The 18,906-nt window shown below is 58.9% G+C and carries 15 protein-coding genes; 8 read left to right on the top strand and 7 right to left on the bottom strand.

The genetic code is table 11. The features are described from left to right. Window positions 1–147: 147 nt before the first annotated feature. Window positions 148–765 carry a hypothetical protein gene (locus tag NKI49_RS01595; RefSeq protein WP_352598071.1) on the bottom strand — a complete coding sequence of 206 codons (618 nt, stop codon included), beginning with the start codon at window positions 763–765 and terminating at the stop codon, window positions 148–150. A 426-nt stretch (window positions 766–1,191) separates the two neighbouring features. Here NKI49_RS01595 and NKI49_RS01590 point away from each other — a divergent pair, with 426 nt between their 5' ends. The 8 genes from NKI49_RS01590 to NKI49_RS01555 all read left to right on the top strand — a co-directional run bounded on the left by NKI49_RS01590 (window position 1,192) and on the right by NKI49_RS01555 (window position 14,190). Then, window positions 1,192–3,288, top strand: coding sequence for a GumC family protein (locus NKI49_RS01590; protein WP_352598072.1), 2,097 nt, complete (start codon window positions 1,192–1,194; stop codon window positions 3,286–3,288). A 20-nt stretch (window positions 3,289–3,308) separates the two neighbouring features. After that, window positions 3,309–3,869 carry a transcription termination/antitermination protein NusG gene (nusG, locus tag NKI49_RS01585; protein ID WP_352598073.1) on the top strand — a complete coding sequence of 187 codons (561 nt, stop codon included), beginning with the start codon at window positions 3,309–3,311 and terminating at the stop codon, window positions 3,867–3,869. Between the two features lie 344 nt (window positions 3,870–4,213). Next, the gene (locus NKI49_RS01580; protein WP_352598074.1) at window positions 4,214–5,848 is read left to right on the top strand and encodes a hypothetical protein; all 1,635 of its coding nucleotides are present in this window, start codon (window positions 4,214–4,216) and stop codon (window positions 5,846–5,848) included. 195 nt (window positions 5,849–6,043) lie between these two features. After that, entirely contained in the window at window positions 6,044–7,246 is a 1,203-nt protein-coding gene (locus NKI49_RS01575) for a glycosyltransferase (protein WP_352598075.1), read from the top strand. 148 nt (window positions 7,247–7,394) lie between these two features. Further along, complete coding sequence (locus tag NKI49_RS01570) at window positions 7,395–8,837, top strand: polysaccharide biosynthesis/export family protein (protein WP_352598076.1); 1,443 nt, start codon at window positions 7,395–7,397, stop codon at window positions 8,835–8,837. Window positions 8,838–8,962: 125 nt separating this feature from the next. Next, window positions 8,963–9,841 carry a sulfotransferase family protein gene (locus NKI49_RS01565; protein WP_352598077.1) on the top strand — a complete coding sequence of 293 codons (879 nt, stop codon included), beginning with the start codon at window positions 8,963–8,965 and terminating at the stop codon, window positions 9,839–9,841. Window positions 9,842–10,001: 160 nt separating this feature from the next. Then, the gene (locus tag NKI49_RS01560) at window positions 10,002–11,507 is read left to right on the top strand and encodes a lipopolysaccharide biosynthesis protein (RefSeq protein ID WP_352598078.1); all 1,506 of its coding nucleotides are present in this window, start codon (window positions 10,002–10,004) and stop codon (window positions 11,505–11,507) included. 148 nt (window positions 11,508–11,655) lie between these two features. Further along, window positions 11,656–14,190: an RTX toxin gene (locus NKI49_RS01555; RefSeq protein ID WP_352598079.1), complete on the top strand. Its 2,535-nt coding sequence runs from the start codon at window positions 11,656–11,658 to the stop codon at window positions 14,188–14,190. A gap of 271 nt (window positions 14,191–14,461) precedes the next feature. Here NKI49_RS01555 and NKI49_RS01550 read toward each other — a convergent pair whose 3' ends face one another. The 6 genes from NKI49_RS01550 to NKI49_RS01525 form a co-directional block, all read right to left on the bottom strand. Continuing rightward, on the bottom strand, window positions 14,462–14,704 hold the full coding sequence (locus NKI49_RS01550) for a hypothetical protein (protein WP_352598349.1): 243 nt from the start codon (window positions 14,702–14,704) through the stop codon (window positions 14,462–14,464). 79 nt (window positions 14,705–14,783) lie between these two features. After that, window positions 14,784–15,776: a nucleotidyltransferase family protein gene (locus tag NKI49_RS01545; protein WP_352598080.1), complete on the bottom strand. Its 993-nt coding sequence runs from the start codon at window positions 15,774–15,776 to the stop codon at window positions 14,784–14,786. Beyond that, entirely contained in the window at window positions 15,776–15,934 is a 159-nt protein-coding gene (locus tag NKI49_RS01540) for a hypothetical protein (RefSeq protein ID WP_352695509.1), read from the bottom strand. The genes NKI49_RS01545 and NKI49_RS01540 overlap by 1 nt, the downstream gene beginning before the upstream one ends. A gap of 49 nt (window positions 15,935–15,983) precedes the next feature. After that, the gene (locus NKI49_RS01535; protein WP_352695508.1) at window positions 15,984–16,937 is read right to left on the bottom strand and encodes an aldolase; all 954 of its coding nucleotides are present in this window, start codon (window positions 16,935–16,937) and stop codon (window positions 15,984–15,986) included. Window positions 16,938–17,039: 102 nt separating this feature from the next. Then, on the bottom strand, window positions 17,040–18,044 hold the full coding sequence (locus NKI49_RS01530) for a hypothetical protein (protein WP_352598082.1): 1,005 nt from the start codon (window positions 18,042–18,044) through the stop codon (window positions 17,040–17,042). A gap of 8 nt (window positions 18,045–18,052) precedes the next feature. Beyond that, window positions 18,053–18,886: a hypothetical protein gene (locus NKI49_RS01525; protein ID WP_352598083.1), complete on the bottom strand. Its 834-nt coding sequence runs from the start codon at window positions 18,884–18,886 to the stop codon at window positions 18,053–18,055. Window positions 18,887–18,906 lie beyond the last annotated feature (20 nt).

The raw sequence follows: 18,906 nt of genomic DNA, 5'->3' as shown, positions 1-18,906 counted from the left end.
GATCGACATGCAGGGGCCACAATGTCGATCCTCTTGGCGCGGCACCTTCGTGCCGTGTGGACCATTGGCAACGATTTGTGAGGGCAATCGGGATGAGATCTAACCATCTCGCCTAAGCCGACTCTTATAATTCCACGTACCAAACGCTCATTTGGTTGAACCCCCGCCAAGCAGAGCTGCACGACTTGAAAGCCTTGTTCGAAGCTTTTCTGAAAGCAGGTCAGCTCCTGTTGTTCCTCGAGTCGACGCCCTGACCGCGGATCCCAGGGGTGGATCGGGCGGTTGCAACTCTTGCCAAGGCGGACCAGGGATCACCTGCGTCTCACTCTCCGTTGCGCCCGCCGAAACGATTTGATCCATTGTTCTGGCTGCCGGCTTTCGGCGCGGGTGGAGCCGCGAGTTCGAGGGATATTTGGCGTTGTAAGTCTGCCGCCTTTCCTCGGCAACTTCCAGGTCATCGAGTGCCGATATAACCGATGCAAGACGATCCTCGATTTGGCTAAGACGCTTCTGGGTGGAAAGCAGCGCCATTGAAACCAGCAAACTGTAGGCAAGTACGACAATGACTGCTCCCACAGGGTTTTCGATGCCGAACACAATCAAAGTGCCAGCTCCAATAAAAACGGCAAGGGCCCCATAGCCCAGAAACCGGCCCTTCTGCAGAAGAAGTATCAACGGCCAGGTTGCGGACAACATCAGAATGGCTAGCGGTCTGTTGGCGACCCAATCTAAAAGGCCCGCAACAATTTGGCTGTAAGCATCCATATCAACCCCAGACCAGACGAGATCGGCCGCTTTCTTGTCGTCAGGAGCTGCGCGCGCTCCTGCACGCCGTGCACGCTACAGCGTTTTACACCTCCCGGAAGGGCGATATATCATCGTCCCGGCGACTTCCTAAGATCTGAAAGGCTTGTCGGGTAGACCAGACCGACCTTTAGCCGATTTACTACTCAATAATGGTAATGGCGGGGATATCCGCGAAGCTGTTATGTTTCCGACTGACCGGCGACGCGATCGGTCAGTGGGGCGGAAGAGAGCGATTTGGACGTGCCGGATGGCGGGGCGCGAGCCCTTACATTTCGTGCGCTTTGAGCGCTTACAGGCAGCTGCCCGAGCTATTTTTTAAAGTGAAGCAAATTCAGCCGACGCTGGAGGGGCGGGGGTTGTGCTGCTGATTGTGGGGATTCGGAAATGGCAAGCCCAACTAACAGTCCGATCATAACCCGAGAGTTGCTTCCGCTCGACGTGAGGGAGATCCTTGACTTCTTTCTACGGCGATGGAAGTTGGTGTGCAGCATTGCTGCGCTTACCTTCGGCATGTTTGTGGTGGCCGCCTATGTCCTTCCCCCATCGTATACCGGAGTCGCACAAGTCTTACTCGATTCTCCGATCGACTACATGACGCCACAGGATTATTCGAATTCTGATTTTTCCGACAATTCAACATTTATAGAAAGCCAGATTGCAGTTCTGAGATCCACTTCGCTCCTCCAGAACGTCGTCGACAGTGAAAAGCTAACGGAAGACCCAAAGATCGGGTTGGGGGCATTGGAATGGCTGAAGCGCGCGCTGGGAGTCTCGCGCGTCGGAATGGCGGACGTTATTGAGATTTCAGTGACCGCTTACGACCCGGAAAAAGCAGCATCCCTGGCGAACGCGATTTCCCAAACCTATCTCGCTGATCGAGTAAGGTCGCGCTACGATGGCGCCAGGAAAGCATCCACATGGCTCAGTGAGCGCGCCGCATCCCTGCGAGCGGAACTGAGCCGTTCGGAACAAGTTGTTCAGAAATTTCGGATCGATCACAATTTATTGGCGACACCAGCAGGCAGTTTGACTGACCAGCAGCTGTCCGAATTGAATATCGCGTTAATTAACGCACGCGCCGAATTGTCCGAGAAACGGGCACAGTTTCAACAAGTTGACAAATTGCTGGCTAACGGCGGCGACATCCAATCGATACCTGACGTATTGCAGTCCGTGGTGATCAGCGCACTTCGGGCTCAGATCTCTGGAGTGACACGGCGGGAAGCCGACCTCAAATTGAAATATGGCGAACGGCATCCGGATGTCATGACGGCCCAAGCCGAGCGCCGCGACATCGAAGGACAGATTACCGCTGAAGTCCAACGTCTCATCGGCAATCTAAAAAATGAAGTCGACGCCGCCGAAGCCCGGGAAGCGTCTCTGAGCCGGGCCTTGGATTCCGTATCCAACCGATCCGAGATCGAAGGTCAAGTTGGCGTCCAGTTGCGCGACCTGGAGAGGATTGCCGCCGCGAACAAGGAACTCTTCGAGACATTCCTTTCACGCGCCAAGCTTACCGAGGAAAAGTCCACCCTCCTCAACAGCGGCGTACGTGTGATCACCGATGCGGGTGTCCCGAATTCGCCAAGCTTCCCGAACAGGCCTCTTTTTGCGGCCCTGGGACTTGTCCTCGGACTTTTCGTCGGAGGCGCGGGCGCCGTTCTCCGTGAACTTTTCGCTTCCGGCTTCATGGCAAAGAAGCAGATAGAGGACGAGCTGGCCGTTCCGGTCCTTGCGTCGATGCCAAGGATGTCGGGCTGGTCGAGAGACGCCCAGTCCCAAGCCCAGCCTGTGGCCTATCTCGAGCGCAGACCATTATCCAGATATAGCGAAGCCGTCCGGCGGCTCCGCCTGGGCATCGATGGGACACCGGAACAGGGTCGTTTGCCGCGCATCATGCTGGTGACGTCGGCGATGCCCGGCGAAGGAAAGACAACCCTGGTGTTGAGCCTTGCCTGCTCCGCCGCGGCCGACGGCGAACGGGTTCTGGTCGTCGATGCGGACTTGCGGCTTTCGGCTGCCACGACCTTCTTCGGCATGGCGGACAAGGTCGGACTGGTCGACCTTCTGACTTTGCCGGTGAAGGCCGCAAACGCAATTCATCTGGACGAACGCTCGGGTATTTCCCTGCTTCCTGCCGGCGCAAAGACCCGGAACCCGCCTGCCCTTCTTGCTTCGGTGCGAATGCGCTCGGTGCTCGAGGAGCTTCGCGGAAAATTCGACACGGTGATCATTGATGCACCACCCGTTGGACCTGCGGCCGACGCCTCGATCCTGGCGAGGTATGTCGACAAAGTCCTCTTTGTCGTGAGGTGGCGTGAAACCTCACGCGAGGCCGTTGCCGAAGGAATTCGACATCTGGGCGGCCGGTCCGAGATTGCCGGCATCGCCTTGACAATGGTGGACGAGCCAAAGCTGCCGAAATATGGCCGCTACACGTCCCTCGAAAGTGGTGTTTCGGACAGTTACTATCTCAACTAGAGCAAGAGAAATATTTTGCCATGCAGCACGCTGACTTATACCATGACCGTCTCCCGGAGCCGGCAGGAAAAACCCACGAGGGGGAACCTGCGCGCTGGTGTGTGGTCCAGACGCACCAGCATTCGGAGAGCTTGGCAGAGCGGCACCTGCTATCGCAAAACTTCCAAACCTATCTGCCCAAGCGGAGGCGAACCGTCCGCCACGCTCGCATTGTCAGAACCGTCTCCAGTGCGTATTTCGACTGCTATCTGTTCGTCTCGCTCGCTCAGCAGCAGAGTTGGTATCCGATCAACTCAACCGTCGGCGTCCGGAAACTTGTCATGAGCAAAGGAATGCCGATAGCGGCACCATACGGTGTGGTTGAGTCTTTGATATCGGCAACCGACGACGACGGAATTTTGCACCCGGACGTTTTATTGAGGCCAGGGCAAAGAATTAGAATTATAGATGGGCCATTTTCTGATCAACTTGGCGTTCTTGATCATGTTGGCAGCGCTGGAGCGGTCAGAATTCTCCTTGATATCATGAACCATTCAATCCCGATTGTCATAAACCGAAATAATATTTCTGTTGTTGCTTGAAATTAGGGCAGTATTTTTCATTACTTTATACTTTTTCACGAAAGACGCCGAAACCGCCCGGCAACGAGGAATGAGTTGGCACCCAATTCACCCTCACTGCGGCAGCTTGCAAGGCGACATCCGAGCCCGCGGGCCGACATCGAGAACATTGGCAGTGCTGCGTCCCAACGAAGTCAGCCGCGACGACGAGCGAATAGCCCTCGACGCGATCAAACAGGGAACACCCCTTGCAACCCTCACGCAAATCCAACCCCGCAAGCCACCGTCCCGCGGACCCTGGAGAGTCTCGGGATGGCCAGCGGCCCCAACAATATCGTCGTTGGGCTCCAGGGGCCAAGGCAAGTATGCCGGCCGAAGCGTCGACGGCGGAAATGAATGCTCCGGCGCCAGCCAAGGTGGTTGGGGCGGGTCTGTCGGGCAGCAAAGCAGACGCAGGTGGGCTATCTCAAACCCACCGAAGCGCACCCTCCCTGCTGCCCGAAGCGGTACCAGCCCTGCCGATCGCCACCGAACTGTTTCGAGCATTCAACGAGGCCGGCCTCAAGTACGGAATAATTCAGGATCTCGCATCCCTGCAAGACGGACTTGCGGGCCGGGACGACTTGGATGTCCTTCTGGACAAACACGATTACCCGGCCTTCTGCTCGATAGTGAGCAAGCTGCATGGCTGTCGCAGCGTCAGTCTGTCCTGCTACGACAATGTCTGCGCCGGCCGCGAGGACTGGTTCCTGCCCGACTTTTCGCATGGGCGCTATATCCATCTCGACATGCATATCGGGCTCCGGGTCGGCTGGGAGTTTCGTAAGCGATATCCGGTATTCGACTATGAGGCGATCACACGATGGGAGCCGATTTGTGTGGACGGCGTATCGGTGCCGATCGTCTCTCTCGAAGACGAGATGCGAATAGCAACTGCTCGCTTCGCCTTTCGGGCCTGGGCACTGCCTTGGAGACAATGGATCACCGTCGGTGATGGTTGGAGGGACCAATTTGCACGCCTGCCATTTCAGTCAGGCGAGCAAGGTCTGCAGGTTTTGGAATACACATTTGGCGGCGCGAGAACGGTAAGCTGCAGATTTTTGCAAAGCGCGGACAGTTTGGGCATCCACCGCGGAGATCTGGCCAGGCTACGGCGTTCAATCCGAGAAATGTGTGGTTTCACAGGTCGTTACGGGATCGTCGATGCTGGCGTCCATCTGGCCCGCAAGACCTCGTATCTCGCCTTGAGGTCCCTTCAGCACCTGATGCCCGGCAGATTTCCACCAAAGAGACGGCCTGCGGCTGGTGGCCTTGTAGTGGCGCTAGTAGGTCCTGATGGCATGGGGAAGAGCACACAGGTTGAGCGGCTAACACAGATATTTCGATGGAAGTTCGGGTGCGCGCAAGCATATGTCGGAACCGGAGACGGCAACGGGTGGTGGCTTCGCAAGGCGTTGCAGGCTCTGGTTTTTCCCCATAGACGCCGCCTGAAGTCCTTGGTCCAGCACGATAGCAAAAATTCCTCCAGCATGAATTGGTCGAAGGGAGGAGTTGTCGCCGCCGGGCTGGCCTTGTGGGCAGTTTTGATCGCGTTCGAGCGATACGCTGTCGTGAAACGCGCACATCGATGGGCGACGCGCGGCCTGATCGTCTTTTGTGACAGGTGGCCTCAGGCGCTCTGCAGCGGATATCTGGACGGACCAACCATCCCCCCGCACCTGTTCTCCATCCGGGGCCTGTCTGCCCTCGCCCGCCTCGAGCAAAGTCTGTATCAGAAAATGGCGGAATGCCGACCACACCTCACTTTGCACCTCGTTTCAGATTTTGCCGTCTCCGAGCAGCGGAAGCCCGGAGAAATCAAGAAAGAAGCGTTCGATGCACGGCTGTTGCTGATGGCGCAGCTGCGAGCCAAGGACAAGAACATCCGAACCGTTGATGCGAGCGCCGGCATAGAGGCGGTCGGTCGGGACCTGTTCAGGCATATCTGGCTGTCCCTGTAAGACCAGCGCTAGCGACATTCACCACCATAGCAGACGCGAACGGGCAGCCTTTGCCACGATCGCCGGCGACAGCCATCCCGGCCATGCGCGGGAAAAGCCGCCGAAGGAGTTGTGGAACGCTCCCGCTCGATGCGCTCGAGCTTCCACATGGGATGCACCGCCCCCCGATTTCCTGTCCCCAGAGGACATAAGCAAATGAAGATCGTCCATGTGCTCACCCGACTGCTTCGGGCAGGTTCCGAAGAGAACACATTGGCCTGCTGTCTCGCTCAGGCGCAGCACGGCCACGAAGTGATCTTGGTTCATGGCGAGGAGTACGACGCGAGTTTACGGGCCTCCGTTGGCGAATCCGTTCGGGTTGTGACCCTGGAAAAGCTCATCAACTCGATTTCGCCATCCCGCGACATTTCTGCATTTGGGCAACTCACTCGCCTTATACGCGACTGGCAGCCCGACATCGTGCACACACATCAAAGCAAAGCCGGCATCGTGGGCCGCCTCGCCGCAAAGGAAGCCAATGTCCCTTGCATCATTCATGGCGTCCACATCTTGCCTTTCGTGCATGTAGGCACCGCGCAGAGGCTGATGTTCCTGGCTGCCGAACGCCTCGCCGCGAAGTTCACCCGCGCTTTCATCGATGTCAGCCAGGCTATGCGCGACATTTGCATCGCCAATCATTTGGGCAGTCCCGATCAGCACCACGTCGTCCACTCCGGCTTCGATCTGACACGCTTCGCGAACGCGCAATGGCCGCAAGAACCGCATCTGCTCCTGGGGACGGCTATCGGCGAGCCTAAGCCACCGGTGATCCTGATGCTGGCTGCACTGGAACCGAGAAAACGCCACGTGGAATTCATTGAAGCATTTGGGCAAGTCGTCGACCGAATTCCGAACGTGCGACTGCTCCTGGCCGGCGAAGGGCCGGCGCGGTCCACCGTCGAATCGGCGATTGAACGATCCCCGTTCGCAAAAAACGTTCGTTTGATCGGCTACCACAGCAAGCCGGAACAACTGATCAGCCTGGCGGATGTATGTGTGCTGACGTCAATGCGAGAAGGATTGCCTCGGGTCGTCATGCAGTATCTGGCGGGTGGTCGAGCCAGTGTGGTCTCGCATCTGCCGGGAGTGGAAGAGGTCGTGAAGCACGGCGTGAATGGAATTGTGACGTCAGCGGAAGACGTCGGCGCCGCAGCGGCGGCGATCGCCGACCTTCTCGAAAATGAGCACTACCGCGCTCGGCTAGCTGACAGCGCGAGACTGACCGACCTGTCGTCTTGGGGGCTGGGCGCCATGTGCGATAGAGTCGAGCTGATTTATCAATCCGTTCTTGAGTCACGCTTTCAGCCGCAAGGCCAAACGACGCGCGAATTCGCGATGGCCTCGCCAACCAAACCTTAGACTGGACGGATCTTGTCCCTTTTGCTCCTTCGACGGAGCGCGGATTTCCAAGGCTTACCGCTCGAACCCAATGAACACCCTGCCGTCACCCTCCAGCCGACGAATGCCGACTGGTCGTGACGACAGGCAAGACAACCGGAGTACGACGATGCGTGTGCGTGGCGACCAGCAATTTACTTCCAAGCCTTTTCGAATGAAGGATTGGCTCAGACGGCTACTTCCCAGATCCGAATCTGTGGCCGGCCGCATGCTCGCAATGATTGGCGGTCTCGCCATTGCCTTTGTTCTGCTCACCGCGGACGCATCCCGCGCCGACGGATATATATTCGACACCGGTGACGTCCTGCGGGTATCCGTGATTGGCGAGGCATCCTATCCGCTGGAAGTCGTGGTCGATGATCGGGGCTCGATATCACTTCCCATGTTGGGTGATGTCCAGGCGCGCGGCCTCACCACCGTCGCCCTTTCGCAGGCCATCCAGCGTGCATTCCAGCAGCAGAAGCTCATCCTCGAGCCGTTCGTGAAAGTGGAGATCGGTCAGTACCGACCATTCTTTATCTCCGGAACGGTGGCTCATCCCGGATCGTACCCGTTTCAACCCGGAATAACGGTTCGCCATGCACTCGCCATAGCCGGTGGCTTTCGGGCTACCGCGGTAGGAAATATGGAGCCGGCCCTGCAGATAGCTGATCTGCGCAGCGCGCGCGCAGGTCTGGCGATCGAAGAATATCGTCTGAAGGTTCGGCTCGCCCGGCTCCAGGCGGAAAGCCGGCAGGACAAGTCCTTCGTTGCTCCGCCGGATCCGCCAGTTGAGTTTGGCGGCCACTTGACCGCCGAGATCATTGCGTCCGAACAGGCGCAGTTGGATGCCCGCCTTGCCGCATATCGGGACGACATTTCCTACCTTGAGGTCTCGTTGGATCGGGCCAGGAAGGAAGCGGATATGGTCGCTGCCGCGCGGAAAGAACGGGAAAAGACCGCGAACATTCAACTCGAGGAACTTCAGTCTGCCCGCTCACTGCGTGAAAAAGGCCTGATAACCAATTCGAACGTCATGACGGCGGAACGAGCACATACCAGCTATCGCGCCGAACTTGCACAGACCGAGCTGCAGCAGGAGCAGGCGCAACAGACGATGCTGAATTCGCAGAGTGAGCTGCGAAAAAAGAAGCAGAGTTATGAAATGGATTTGATCGCGCAAACCCAGGACACGCAGGTCGAGCTGGGAAAAATTCAAAGTCAAATAAGGTACGTCGCCGACAAGCTTCTCTTCATCTTTACATATGGCGAACAGAGGACGTTCGACGACCTGCAGGGCTCTGTGAAGATTTCCATCTTCAGGCGCGACCAGAAAGTCGCCCACGACATCATCGCCGATGAAAATACGGAAGTCCGAGCTGGCGATGTCATCGAGGTTTCGATTGTGGCCAACAAAGGGTTCTACGCACCCGAGACCGACATGCTGGAACGATCGGGGTGCCAAATGCAGAAGGCACGGCCCTCCAGCCAAGCACCATCGGCCAATAGCTCGAACCTGCGCTTCACCGCTTTCGGTCGGCACTACGCCGAAACGGAAGGTATAGGTCCATGATTGCGCACGAGCTGATGAAGCCTTCGACGGACCAAGATTCGTGCGTCCAGACACCAATCACCGCGCTGCGGCGCCTGTCGTGCGGATGGGCGATCCCGGCCAATCTTTAGCGACGGAGACTTGTCATGACAGCAACAGAGCTGAAACCTCCGATTTTTCTAATCGGCAACTATCGGTCGGGGACCACGATTGCACAAAAATTGATAGGGCTGCATCCCGACATCGTCACCTGGTACGAGCCAAAGACATTGTGGTTATATGCCGATCCGGCGCGACGTCATGACGAATTCGCCGAAACCGATGCTACCGAAAAGGTCGCCCGTTACATTCGCGGCAGGTTCCTCGAATATCAGTCGCGGAACGGCGGCCGGCAGATCATGGAAAATACGCCTGCCAATGTTTTGCGCGTGCCGTTTGTCCACGAGATTTTTCCGGAGGCCATATTTCTCTATATTACGAGGAATCCATTTTCGTACATAAGCTCGATGGAGCTTAAGTGGCAGCGAGCAAAATCTTTCAAAGGCTTAATCCGCCTTCTGAAGATTACGCCCGTTACTCAAATTCATTATTATGCGAAAGACGTTATAAAACAGATAGTTACAAAAAGGGTATTGGGGAAGAAATACACATCGATCTATGGGCCGCGTTATAATGGAATAGATCGAGATTTGAAGGAGAATGAAAAACTGACGGTGATCGCGCGCCAGTGGGCGCGCGGCAATCGAAAGGCTCGAGAGGATCTCGCCAAGCTGGGCAACGGCCGCGTGCTGTCTTTTCGCTACGAGGATTTGATACAGGATCCCGAGTTGGTCTTGCGGCGAATCTATGAACATTGCGGGCTGAACTGCACCGACGATATCGTCTGCAGGGCCAAGGAGATGATCGATCCCGGCCGCCAGCAGAAATGGCTCCGCCTCGAAAGGAAGGATCTGACGGCGATCATACCGGAGGTCCGGGATGAGATGCAGTTCTATCGCTACGAGATCCCCTCGCTTCTTCGATAGGTAAAGTGCGCCAGGGCGGGCGGCACCGCGGCCGCGGCCCCTTCATGATCAATGCGACCGTGAGGTCACAGGCGCGTCGCCGAGCATCACCCGTCGCTCGGCGGATCCAGGAAGCACGCAATGGCCGCCTGTTTCGGTCGGCCGAGGAGTGGAGAGAGACGTGAGCAGCAACCGGCGCGGGCTGGCAAAACAAAGTGTCGTGGGCATGTTGTGGACGGCCCTGTCGATGGGCGCCCTCGCGGTCGCTGAGCTTGTCGCACTTCTCATCCTGGCACGGCTGCTCTCGCCCAATGAGTTCGGCCTTTACTCCGCAGCGCTGATCGTCATCAAGTTTTCGGCGATCTTCCAGGGACTGGGCATCACCCCCGCGATCGTCCAGCGACCTGTACTGGAAGAGCGACATCTTCGGGTCGGGTTCACCTTGTCGTGCCTCCTCGGCGTCGTTGTGTCCGCGTTGGTCTGGGCGATGGCGCCGGCAATCGCCGGCCTGCTTCGACTGGCCGACCTCGCTCCGGTCGTTCGTGCCATCTGCTTTGTGTTCTTTTTCCAAGGCGCTTCCATGGTGGCATTGGCCGCGGCCCAACGCGCGCTGCGATTCCGCTGGCTGGCGCTCGTCGATGCCTGCGCCTTCGCCATGGGCTACGTCGTTGCCGGTCCGGTACTGGCTTGGCTCGGCTTCGGTATCTGGGCCCTTGTCGGCGCCCTCCTGATCCAGCAATTCATCCGCATGGTCGTGCTGGTCGCTGGCCAGCCGCACCCGATGCGGCCTTTGCTGGAGCGGCGCGCCATCCTCGAACTGCTGTATTTCGGAAGTGGTTTCACCATTGCCCGGGTGTGCAATTACCTCGCTACTCAGGCGGACAGGGTTGTCGTCGGCCGCTGGCTTGGCGCAGATGCGCTTGGCCTGTATGGTCTGTCGTCACAACTGATGACGACGCCTGCGGTCATCGTGGGTCAGGTTCTCGATCGGGTGCTGTTCCCGACCATGGCGCTGGTCCAGGAGCAGCCCGCGCGGCTTGCTCGTGCCTATCGCAGCGCAGTCGCGGGTTGCGCCCTGCTTGTCCTGCCGGCCAGTGTGGTCGTGGCGATCGTCGCGCCGGAGCTGGTTGCGGTCATTCTCGGGCGGGGATGGGAAGGGGTTGTCGCCCCGCTCCAGATCCTGGCGTTCAGCATGCTGTTCCGCACGAGCTACAAGCTGAGCGATTCCGTTTCGCGCGCAACCGGGACGGTCTACGCACGCGCCTGGCGCCAGGCCATTTTCACCGTCGGTGTCTTGGTCGGGTCTTTCATAGGCCAACTCTGGGGCATAGAAGGCGTGGCATTCGGCGTCGGCGGGGCGTTCGGGATCAACTTCTTGCTCATGGCACAGTTGAGTCTCCGCGTGACCGAGATGACCTGGGCGGACTTCTTCGTGGCGCACCTGCCCGGCCTCGCGCTGGCGGGCGTTGTCGGAACCGGCGTCTGGGCACTCGTGGAATGGCTGCGCGAACTCCGGCTGCCACCTATTTCCCTGCTCATCGACACGGCGTTGCTGGCATCCGCCGGGGGTTTGATGCTGTGCTGGATCCTGCCGTCGCTGTTCCTTGGACGGGACGGACTGGCACTGCTGCGCCTGGTCGCGGCCGTGGCGCCCGCCTGGCCAAGGATGAGGAAGGCGATTGACTGATTGAAGATCAACGCTTGACCGCCCGGCCATGGATTTCGGGCGGCGATCCAGCCCCCCATCGCCATGCTCGATCCGGGGTCGGGAACCGCCCCCGATCGGGCATGTCGAGATTCCGATTTAGTCGAGAAATGAGGAGAGGAAATTCGATATGGCCGGGCTGACTGGGCTTCCCTGGAATGATCCGAAATTCTTGACGGATCTCGGCATTGACTCCGGCTTCAAAGGCGACTGGCTGAACATTGACAATTGGACCCCGCCGATCGAAAGCGTGAGCGACAACGAGACGACCCGCGAGATCTCCGATCTTAGCGAAGGACTCGCTGCTGGAACCGGCAAGGGCAGTAGCAATCCTGGCCTGGATCCGGCCGCGAGCAGCATCGATCCTATCTCGGCGTATGGCTTCACTCCGACATGGGGGAGCGATGGTGGATTGAAACTCACCACCATCGCCGAGACAACGGCCGGACCTGGGACTCATCTCGACAGCACCTTCCTCGAAACGCTGATGGCGAAGGTCGCCGGCTTGCGGCACGATGCGGAAAGGGGTCATGCCAACAGCCATGCCACCTACACCGCCAACACCCCTGAGGCAGTTGCTGCTGACATCGGCACAAGCACAACGGGCGCCGGGGTCGTCACCAGCAGTCTGCTTGCCGCGAGTTCAACGGCGATCGACCCGGTCTTCGAGACAAGGGTGGCGGCCGCCGGCGACGACGTCGAGGAGAAGGGTTCGGGCTCGATCTCGACCAACATCAACGACCTGGAGCTGGGCTACGACAGCAGCACTCGCCAGACGGTAGGCATCCGCTTCACCGGCATCGACATCCCGCAAGGCGCCATCATCACCAGCGCTTATATCCAGTTCCAGGCTAACGAGGTGAAGACCGGCGCGACGTCGCTTCTCATTCAGGGCGATAATGTCGACGACGCCAGTCCCTTCACTACCGCCAACAACAACGTGTCCTCGCTTCCCAGGACGGCCGCATCCATCGCTTGGGCGCCGGACCCTTGGACCACGGTGGGCGACCACGGCTTGGCCGAGCGCACGCCGGACCTGTCGGCGGTCGTGCAGGAGATCGTCAACCGTTCGGGCTGGGCTGCGCTCAACGACATGGCATTCCTGGTCACCGGCACCGGGACGCGGACAGCAGATTCCTATGAATACTCGCCGGCCAGCGCGCCGCTGCTGCACATCGAATATATTCTGCCAGGATCCGGTGATCCGGTGGCCTTCAACGCACCACCCGATGCCAACAACGCCACCAACCAGATCGCCGAACTCGCCGCGGTAGGTGCATCCACCGGGATCACCGCCTCTGCCACGGATCCCGACGCTGGCTCGACCGTCACCTACAGCATCGATGACTCCCGCTTCGCCATTAATGCCAGCACCGGCGTCATCACGCGCTCGGCCACCGGCACGCTCGACTTCGAGACGCAGTCGTCGATCAACCTGACGGTGACGGCAAAGTCTTCCGACGGCACCACCGCCAACCAGGCCTTCACCCTCGCCGTGCTCAATAGCCCGGAGCCGGTCGTGTTCAACACCCAGCCGGATGCCGACAGCACGGCCAACCAGATTGCCCAGAACGCCGCCGCCGGCACAACGATCGGCATCACCGCATCGGCCAATGATCCCGATGCCGGATCGACGGTCACCTACAGCATCAACGACTCGCGCTTTGCCATCAATGCCAGCACCGGTGTCATCACGCGCTCGAGCACCGGCACGCTCAACGCAACGTCGGAGCCGTCGGTCAACTTGAACGTGACCGCAACTTCATCCGACGGCAGCACCGATACCCACGCCTTCAGCGTCAGCATCACCGGTGCTAACCAGCTCCCGACATCAGTGACCCTGGCGCATACCATCCTCACTTCGCAGTGGTCGCCACCGAGCCCCGACCCCACGGATATCGTCTATATCTCTCACCTCGGCACGCTGCTGGTTGCCGACAGCGAAGTCGACGAGATGTCCATTTTTACCGGCAAAAATGTCTACCAAATGAACCTGAGCGGCGCCCTGTTGGGCACGCTCACGACGATCAACTTTTCCGATGAACCGTCTGGGATCGCCTACAACCCCGCTAACCACCATCTCTTCTTCACGGACGACACCGGCACAAAGAGCGTATACGAACTCAACCCCGGACGGGACGGACTTTACAACACTTCCGATGACCTCGTGACCTCATTCAAGACGGCCGCATTCGGCAGCACGGACCCGGAGGGGATTGCGTATGATACAAAACGTGGAGTCCTTTACGTGGCCGACGGCACGACCCAGACGATTTACACCATCGCTGCGGGTCCGAACGGCAAATTCGATGGTGTCCCGAGCACGGGCGGCGACGACATCGTCTCGAGTTTTTCTGCGCGTTCGCTAGGGACCCCTTCCGACGAAAGCATTGCGTACGACTCGGTCCACGACCTCCTTTATGTCATTACGTCGAAGAACTCGGTAGCAATGATAACGCCTACTGGACAGCTATTGGGCACGCTTGATATCTCCGCCGCCCATGCGCACAAGCCGTCGGGAATGGCGCTGGCGCCGAGCAGCGACGATCCAAGCCATAGTATGAGCCTGTACATCACCGATCGCGGCACGGACAATGACTCCAATCCGACCGAGAACGACGGCATGATCTATGAATTCCATCTGAACGATTGGCTGCTCGCCTGATCCCCCAGAGCGATGTTTCAAGACCCGGAGCGCGCCGCGCCGGCCGAAAGCGATTGGCTCCGCGCAATCGGCCTCCGGGCTTGCTGACTTTCGCTACCGTCAATGCGGCCCGTCGGGTGTCCCACAAATGCGAGCCCGGTCGTCCCGGCAAAGAAAAACCCGGACCGCTCGCGGCACTTTTACGTGCCGTGAGCGGTCCGGGTTTTTAGTGTCGGGCTGGAGCCCTATGTTCTCGAAACGCTGTTTTCAGCGACCACGATGACCGAAGAATTCAACCTTGGCCGGGAGGGCCGACGTGAATATGGTTCGTGTCACCCCAGCCATTGCCCGGGCGTGATCCGCCCGATTTGGCAATCGCCTTGGAGTTCAAGCTCGTGCCGAGCAAAAGCGTCACAGCCGGCGGTGTAACCGCCGCAAAACGTCCCGCCTTTTTGAGAAAGTCACGCCGCGCTTGAGCCTCCGAGACGAGGGTCTCCTGCGTCCGTTCCGAGCGTTTTGTGCCTTCGGTCGACATGTCAAACTCCCATAGGTTTTCTGAAATTCACGGATTTACCTTATGCCTTCCATACGAGCGAACTAGTTCTCCAAAAGGCTTAGATTTTGGCGCGAGGGTTGAAAAGCGTGCGAGCGACGCGACGCAAGAGGTCCGACGGCCGACATCGCGCCAAACCGTAGGCTCGTGAAAAACGCCATGTGCCCCATGCCAAATTGCCGGCCAGGCGCAGCGGGGCACCGATGATGGGGTGGGTCGCCGTGAAGATGCGCCTCCAGTGCTGGAAACGGACTATCCGGCGTTGTGCACTTTTTGCCGGGATTCTGGTTCCAAAGAAGTGGTGCAAGGCCAGGAGCTGGGTGTCGAGCGCGTTGCGGGCGGTTCGATCCGACATGGATCGCCGCAGAGACGTCCAATCCAGGTCGTCGCTTTCCGCCAATCGTGCCAGATCATGAAGGTGCCTGAGATCTATCCTTCCGCGCCAGTAGTCTCCCTCCTTGAGAAGGTCGTGCACCATCCAGTGCATGGCGCGAGACTGAGCGGGAGGAATTTTCACCCGAAGGCCGTCTCGCCGGACGAGCTTGGGGGGGGCAAAGCAGTTCGCTCGGCTCGATCGGAGCTCCAGCATTCCGGCGTCCTTTTGGCGGGCCATGCCTCGAGCGCCCGCCACGTCGAGGTAGCCAAGCCCTTCAAGACACGCTGTGGCGACCGTCTCTTCGCCCGGGTCCACGGCCAGATCGAGGTCACTCATCATCCTGCTGGGAACCCGGCCGTCCGACGAAAGGAACAGGGGAACGGCCCCCTTGAGCAGGAGCGGAACGATACCGCTGCTGTTGAGGACTGCAACGGCTTCACGCAATTGGGCACGCAAGCGCAGGTTCCGTTCCCGATTGCAGTCGTGGACGAACCGAAGGTACTCACGCACGTCATGGGGGAGCTGGTGGATTTGTCCGGCGCGAGCGAGGGACGAGAACAAATCGGGCGTAAGCAGAGTGTGATTTGCCAGAGCAATCACGGCCTGCCAGTCGGCCTTGTCAGTCGGATTGCCGTGAAGTCCGGCGATCAACGCCTCAAGCGCGTTGCCCCTGCTCATCACCGGCACGCTTTCGTGATGAGCTGTACTGCCTCATCGAGCCCCGAATAGGTCAGGCGATAGGTTTTTGCCGATCCGATGAGTTGAGTCAGGACTTCGAACGCGGCGCCACTCAGGTCTCCGCCGGGTGCAAGCGCGCCGTTGAGCAGGCCGCGCAATGCGTCGGCTGGATCGAGCGGCTCCAGGCAAGCTTTCGAGTCGCGATCTCTACGGAGCAGGACCACACAGCCGATGGGCAGGGGAGAAGGAGGCAAGGGCACGAACGCCTTGGGCACGGCCAAACCGTACGCGCCTGCGGTCAGGGCGGCGGCAGACTGGAACGGCATTGAGATCGGGGCAGTATTCGGCCAGCAGCGACCATGCTCCCGCCTTGACCGCAGGGGCAAACGGAAGGCCGACGCCATGCCCGCCGGAGTCCAGCAGCGTAACATCATCAGCGGCAAAGCCGAATCCTGCATGGACCAAGGCCAAGGTCAGCGTCGTCTTGCCCGCGCCCGGATTGCCGCAAAGAAGGACGAGACGTTCATTGTCGATCAGCGCTGCCGCATGGAGGGCGAGTTCATAGACACCGTGATCGAGGACCTCGATCAGCAATTGCCCTTTCAGCGTGACCGCCAGTTCGTCGCGGGAGCAGCACAGAATCCAATCACCATCCCGGAACAGATGCACCCGTCCCTTATACTCGACCATCTCGAACAGAACGTCGGCGGTCTCTCTTCGGACCTCGAGATGCCGAAATACGGTGATCGCGGGAAAGGCACAGGCCGCCGGATAGACGATGCGAATATTGAGGCCCGCAACGGCGACTACCTGGCTCACGAGTTCTCGACCTGATGACGACGGCAAAGGCGCGCAGGGCCGTATCAGGCTAAGCCGCAGCCAATCCGCGAGCGCTGCCGCGACATGCCTGCTTGCCTCAAGCCTATCAACACCACCACGCGCCATCTCGACCGAGATGGCTAGCGGTTGCATGCCTTCTTCCAGAGAGCGCCATATGTCGGCAGCAGTATCGTTGACGGCGAAAATGGCCTTCTGGGATGGGCTGAACAGCATGTTCTGTCCCCTGACGCATGCCAACTGCCCTTGGAGCACAAACGTCGCTGCACCGTCATCGGCGAGACCTGGTGCCACGGTTCTGTCAATCGCCTCGTGCTGATTCATCGCGGTAACGGTCCAAGCTGTTGTTGCAAAGCGGGTGCGTTCAATGGGCTAGCGCCACATGCCTTCGCAGTCCGGATAATCTCCACCGAGGACCGCGACTTCTCACAGCACTTCGTCGGAGAACCGGACCACGTCCTGATGCGCCGCGGTCCACTGGGAATGCGCCTTGTTCCAATAGGCGCGGGCGTTGGCGCCCATCAGCAATCTGAAACCAGACGGCGGTAACGGCAACGCGGCGGGGATTGGCTCGTCGGGCAGCCAGAGCAACACGTTGTCCCGACTTTCAACCGTCAGCCGCCATGTTCTTTCCAGGCGATGGAAACCACGCATGTTTGCCGCAGCCAACGCAAAAACCGATCTGGTGATCCTCAACCTGGGTGATCGATCGACAGCCTTGATCGGCGCTTGATGCGTGATTTCGCCCTTGGAGAGAAAGGCGTGCATGCGGATGAAGGATCCATCGATGCGCACGGTTTCCCGTGTTCCGTCCCGATCGTTTGACGCAGGATCCAGGCTGATCCCCGAGAAACATCCGTCGAACAGGCAGTCTTCAATGGTGCCGCTGAGGAGATAGTCGTTCTCCACCGCATCATCCCTGATTTCGCTCAGCCAGCACCCTTTTAGGCGAAAGCCGTCGGCGTGCTCGGCGAAACGAACGCCGTCCCAGCAACGACGCCCACGGACACCCTCTATCGTGGCGTCGGTGGTTCCATCCCTGACAAGCAGAGCGGCGCTGTTGCAGTAGGTGTCACGCCAATCAGACGTCAGCGGCACCTGGCCGTCAAAACGACCTCCGATAAGGCGAACGCCGGGGCAGTTGCGGATGACGAGCGGATAGCGATTGATGGGCAACGGCCCCTCGTCGCAGCCCATCGTCGCGCTGGGATTGCTGTTTCTGCTGTTGGCAACTGTGAAGGACGCATTCCGAGCATCGATTGTTGCTCCCGGCTGGAGATTCCTGATCGATTGCTGTTCGAAGCCATACTCACCTGCCAGAACGAACTCGTTGTCTTTCGGCGTCTGTCCGCCTTGCGCTTGGCACGAACCCGGCAACAGAGCGATCAGAGGATACAAGCCGGCGACGCCCATGAATGAACGGCGGTCCATTGTAGTGCTCATCGACCTGCCGAATCGCCCAGCCGAGGCCGTTCGAGGCAGGCCAGAAGCACGGCCTCCAAAACCTTTTCGGCGACGTTTTCGGGCGACGCCAACCTTTCCACGTCGACTGCCGTCAGCACGCCGACGTGATCTTCCGTTCCCATGCCCCCCTCAAGATCGGCCACGATCTGACGGCAAGCACAATCCGCCGCCGACCAGAGATGGAGGTCGCAGTCAGGAGATGCCCTTTGCATCCGCGAGGATCGATCGCCCCTTTTTTGAAGTCGATTTCGTGCCACGCCGATCTCGCCGCGCAGATGCACAAAAACCATGTCATGCACGCCAATGGCGAACAGGATGTCCAGCCACTTCTCCGAAGTTGCCCGATGCTTACTCTTAAGCAATATGGACAAAAACCCCTGCAACAGACCCTGATCCATAATAATTATGGTATTCTTTCCTTGCCTCTCGGTCTGAACATAAGCAACCAAGACCGAAAGATTCCAGACGACCCTGATTACATCTACAACCGATGATTGCCCACCTTCGATGACAAAACGTGCAATTCGGGCGAGCAACGAACGAAACTGACGATCCTTGAATCTTGGGGCAACAATACCGATCCTGTGGATCTGGCGGTCGATGAACGTTCTTGCCTCCCACGCTATTCGCACATCGCCTACTAGCGGGCCGCACTCTCGCAAGCCGTTCGCCAACAGGCTGGAGGCGGTTGTCTTTCCAATCCCAGGGAGACCAAAAAATTCCACGAATCGAATGTCTCTTTGAAGCGCGCGCGCTTCGAGGCTTGGCGGCAGGCCTGCCGCCAGACCAGGAACTGTGTGGGTGGTCATCGGATTGGTTTTCGGAAGAT

The sequence above is a fragment of the Mesorhizobium sp. M0587 genome (assembly GCF_040320945.1).
Taxonomy (GTDB): Bacteria; Pseudomonadota; Alphaproteobacteria; order Rhizobiales; family Rhizobiaceae; genus Mesorhizobium.
The sequence above is the reverse complement of the archived record's forward strand: the minus strand, read 5'-3'. Positions and strand labels throughout refer to the sequence as shown.

Coding starts and splice junctions, on each gene's coding strand:
- NKI49_RS01570 (WP_352598076.1), top strand. CDS start 7,395: ATGCGTGTGCGTGGCGACCAGCAATTTACTTCCAAGCCTTTTCGAATG.
- NKI49_RS01525 (WP_352598083.1), bottom strand. CDS start 18,886: ATGACCACCCACACAGTTCCTGGTCTGGCGGCAGGCCTGCCGCCAAGC.
- NKI49_RS01530 (WP_352598082.1), bottom strand. CDS start 18,044: ATGGACCGCCGTTCATTCATGGGCGTCGCCGGCTTGTATCCTCTGATC.
- NKI49_RS01565 (WP_352598077.1), top strand. CDS start 8,963: ATGACAGCAACAGAGCTGAAACCTCCGATTTTTCTAATCGGCAACTAT.
- NKI49_RS01555 (WP_352598079.1), top strand. CDS start 11,656: ATGGCCGGGCTGACTGGGCTTCCCTGGAATGATCCGAAATTCTTGACG.
- NKI49_RS01550 (WP_352598349.1), bottom strand. CDS start 14,704: ATGTCGACCGAAGGCACAAAACGCTCGGAACGGACGCAGGAGACCCTC.
- NKI49_RS01545 (WP_352598080.1), bottom strand. CDS start 15,776: ATGAGCAGGGGCAACGCGCTTGAGGCGTTGATCGCCGGACTTCACGGC.
- NKI49_RS01590 (WP_352598072.1), top strand. CDS start 1,192: ATGGCAAGCCCAACTAACAGTCCGATCATAACCCGAGAGTTGCTTCCG.
- NKI49_RS01580 (WP_352598074.1), top strand. CDS start 4,214: ATGCCGGCCGAAGCGTCGACGGCGGAAATGAATGCTCCGGCGCCAGCC.
- NKI49_RS01575 (WP_352598075.1), top strand. CDS start 6,044: ATGAAGATCGTCCATGTGCTCACCCGACTGCTTCGGGCAGGTTCCGAA.
- NKI49_RS01595 (WP_352598071.1), bottom strand. CDS start 765: ATGGATGCTTACAGCCAAATTGTTGCGGGCCTTTTAGATTGGGTCGCC.
- nusG (WP_352598073.1), top strand. CDS start 3,309: ATGCAGCACGCTGACTTATACCATGACCGTCTCCCGGAGCCGGCAGGA.
- NKI49_RS01535 (WP_352695508.1), bottom strand. CDS start 16,937: ATGAATCAGCACGAGGCGATTGACAGAACCGTGGCACCAGGTCTCGCC.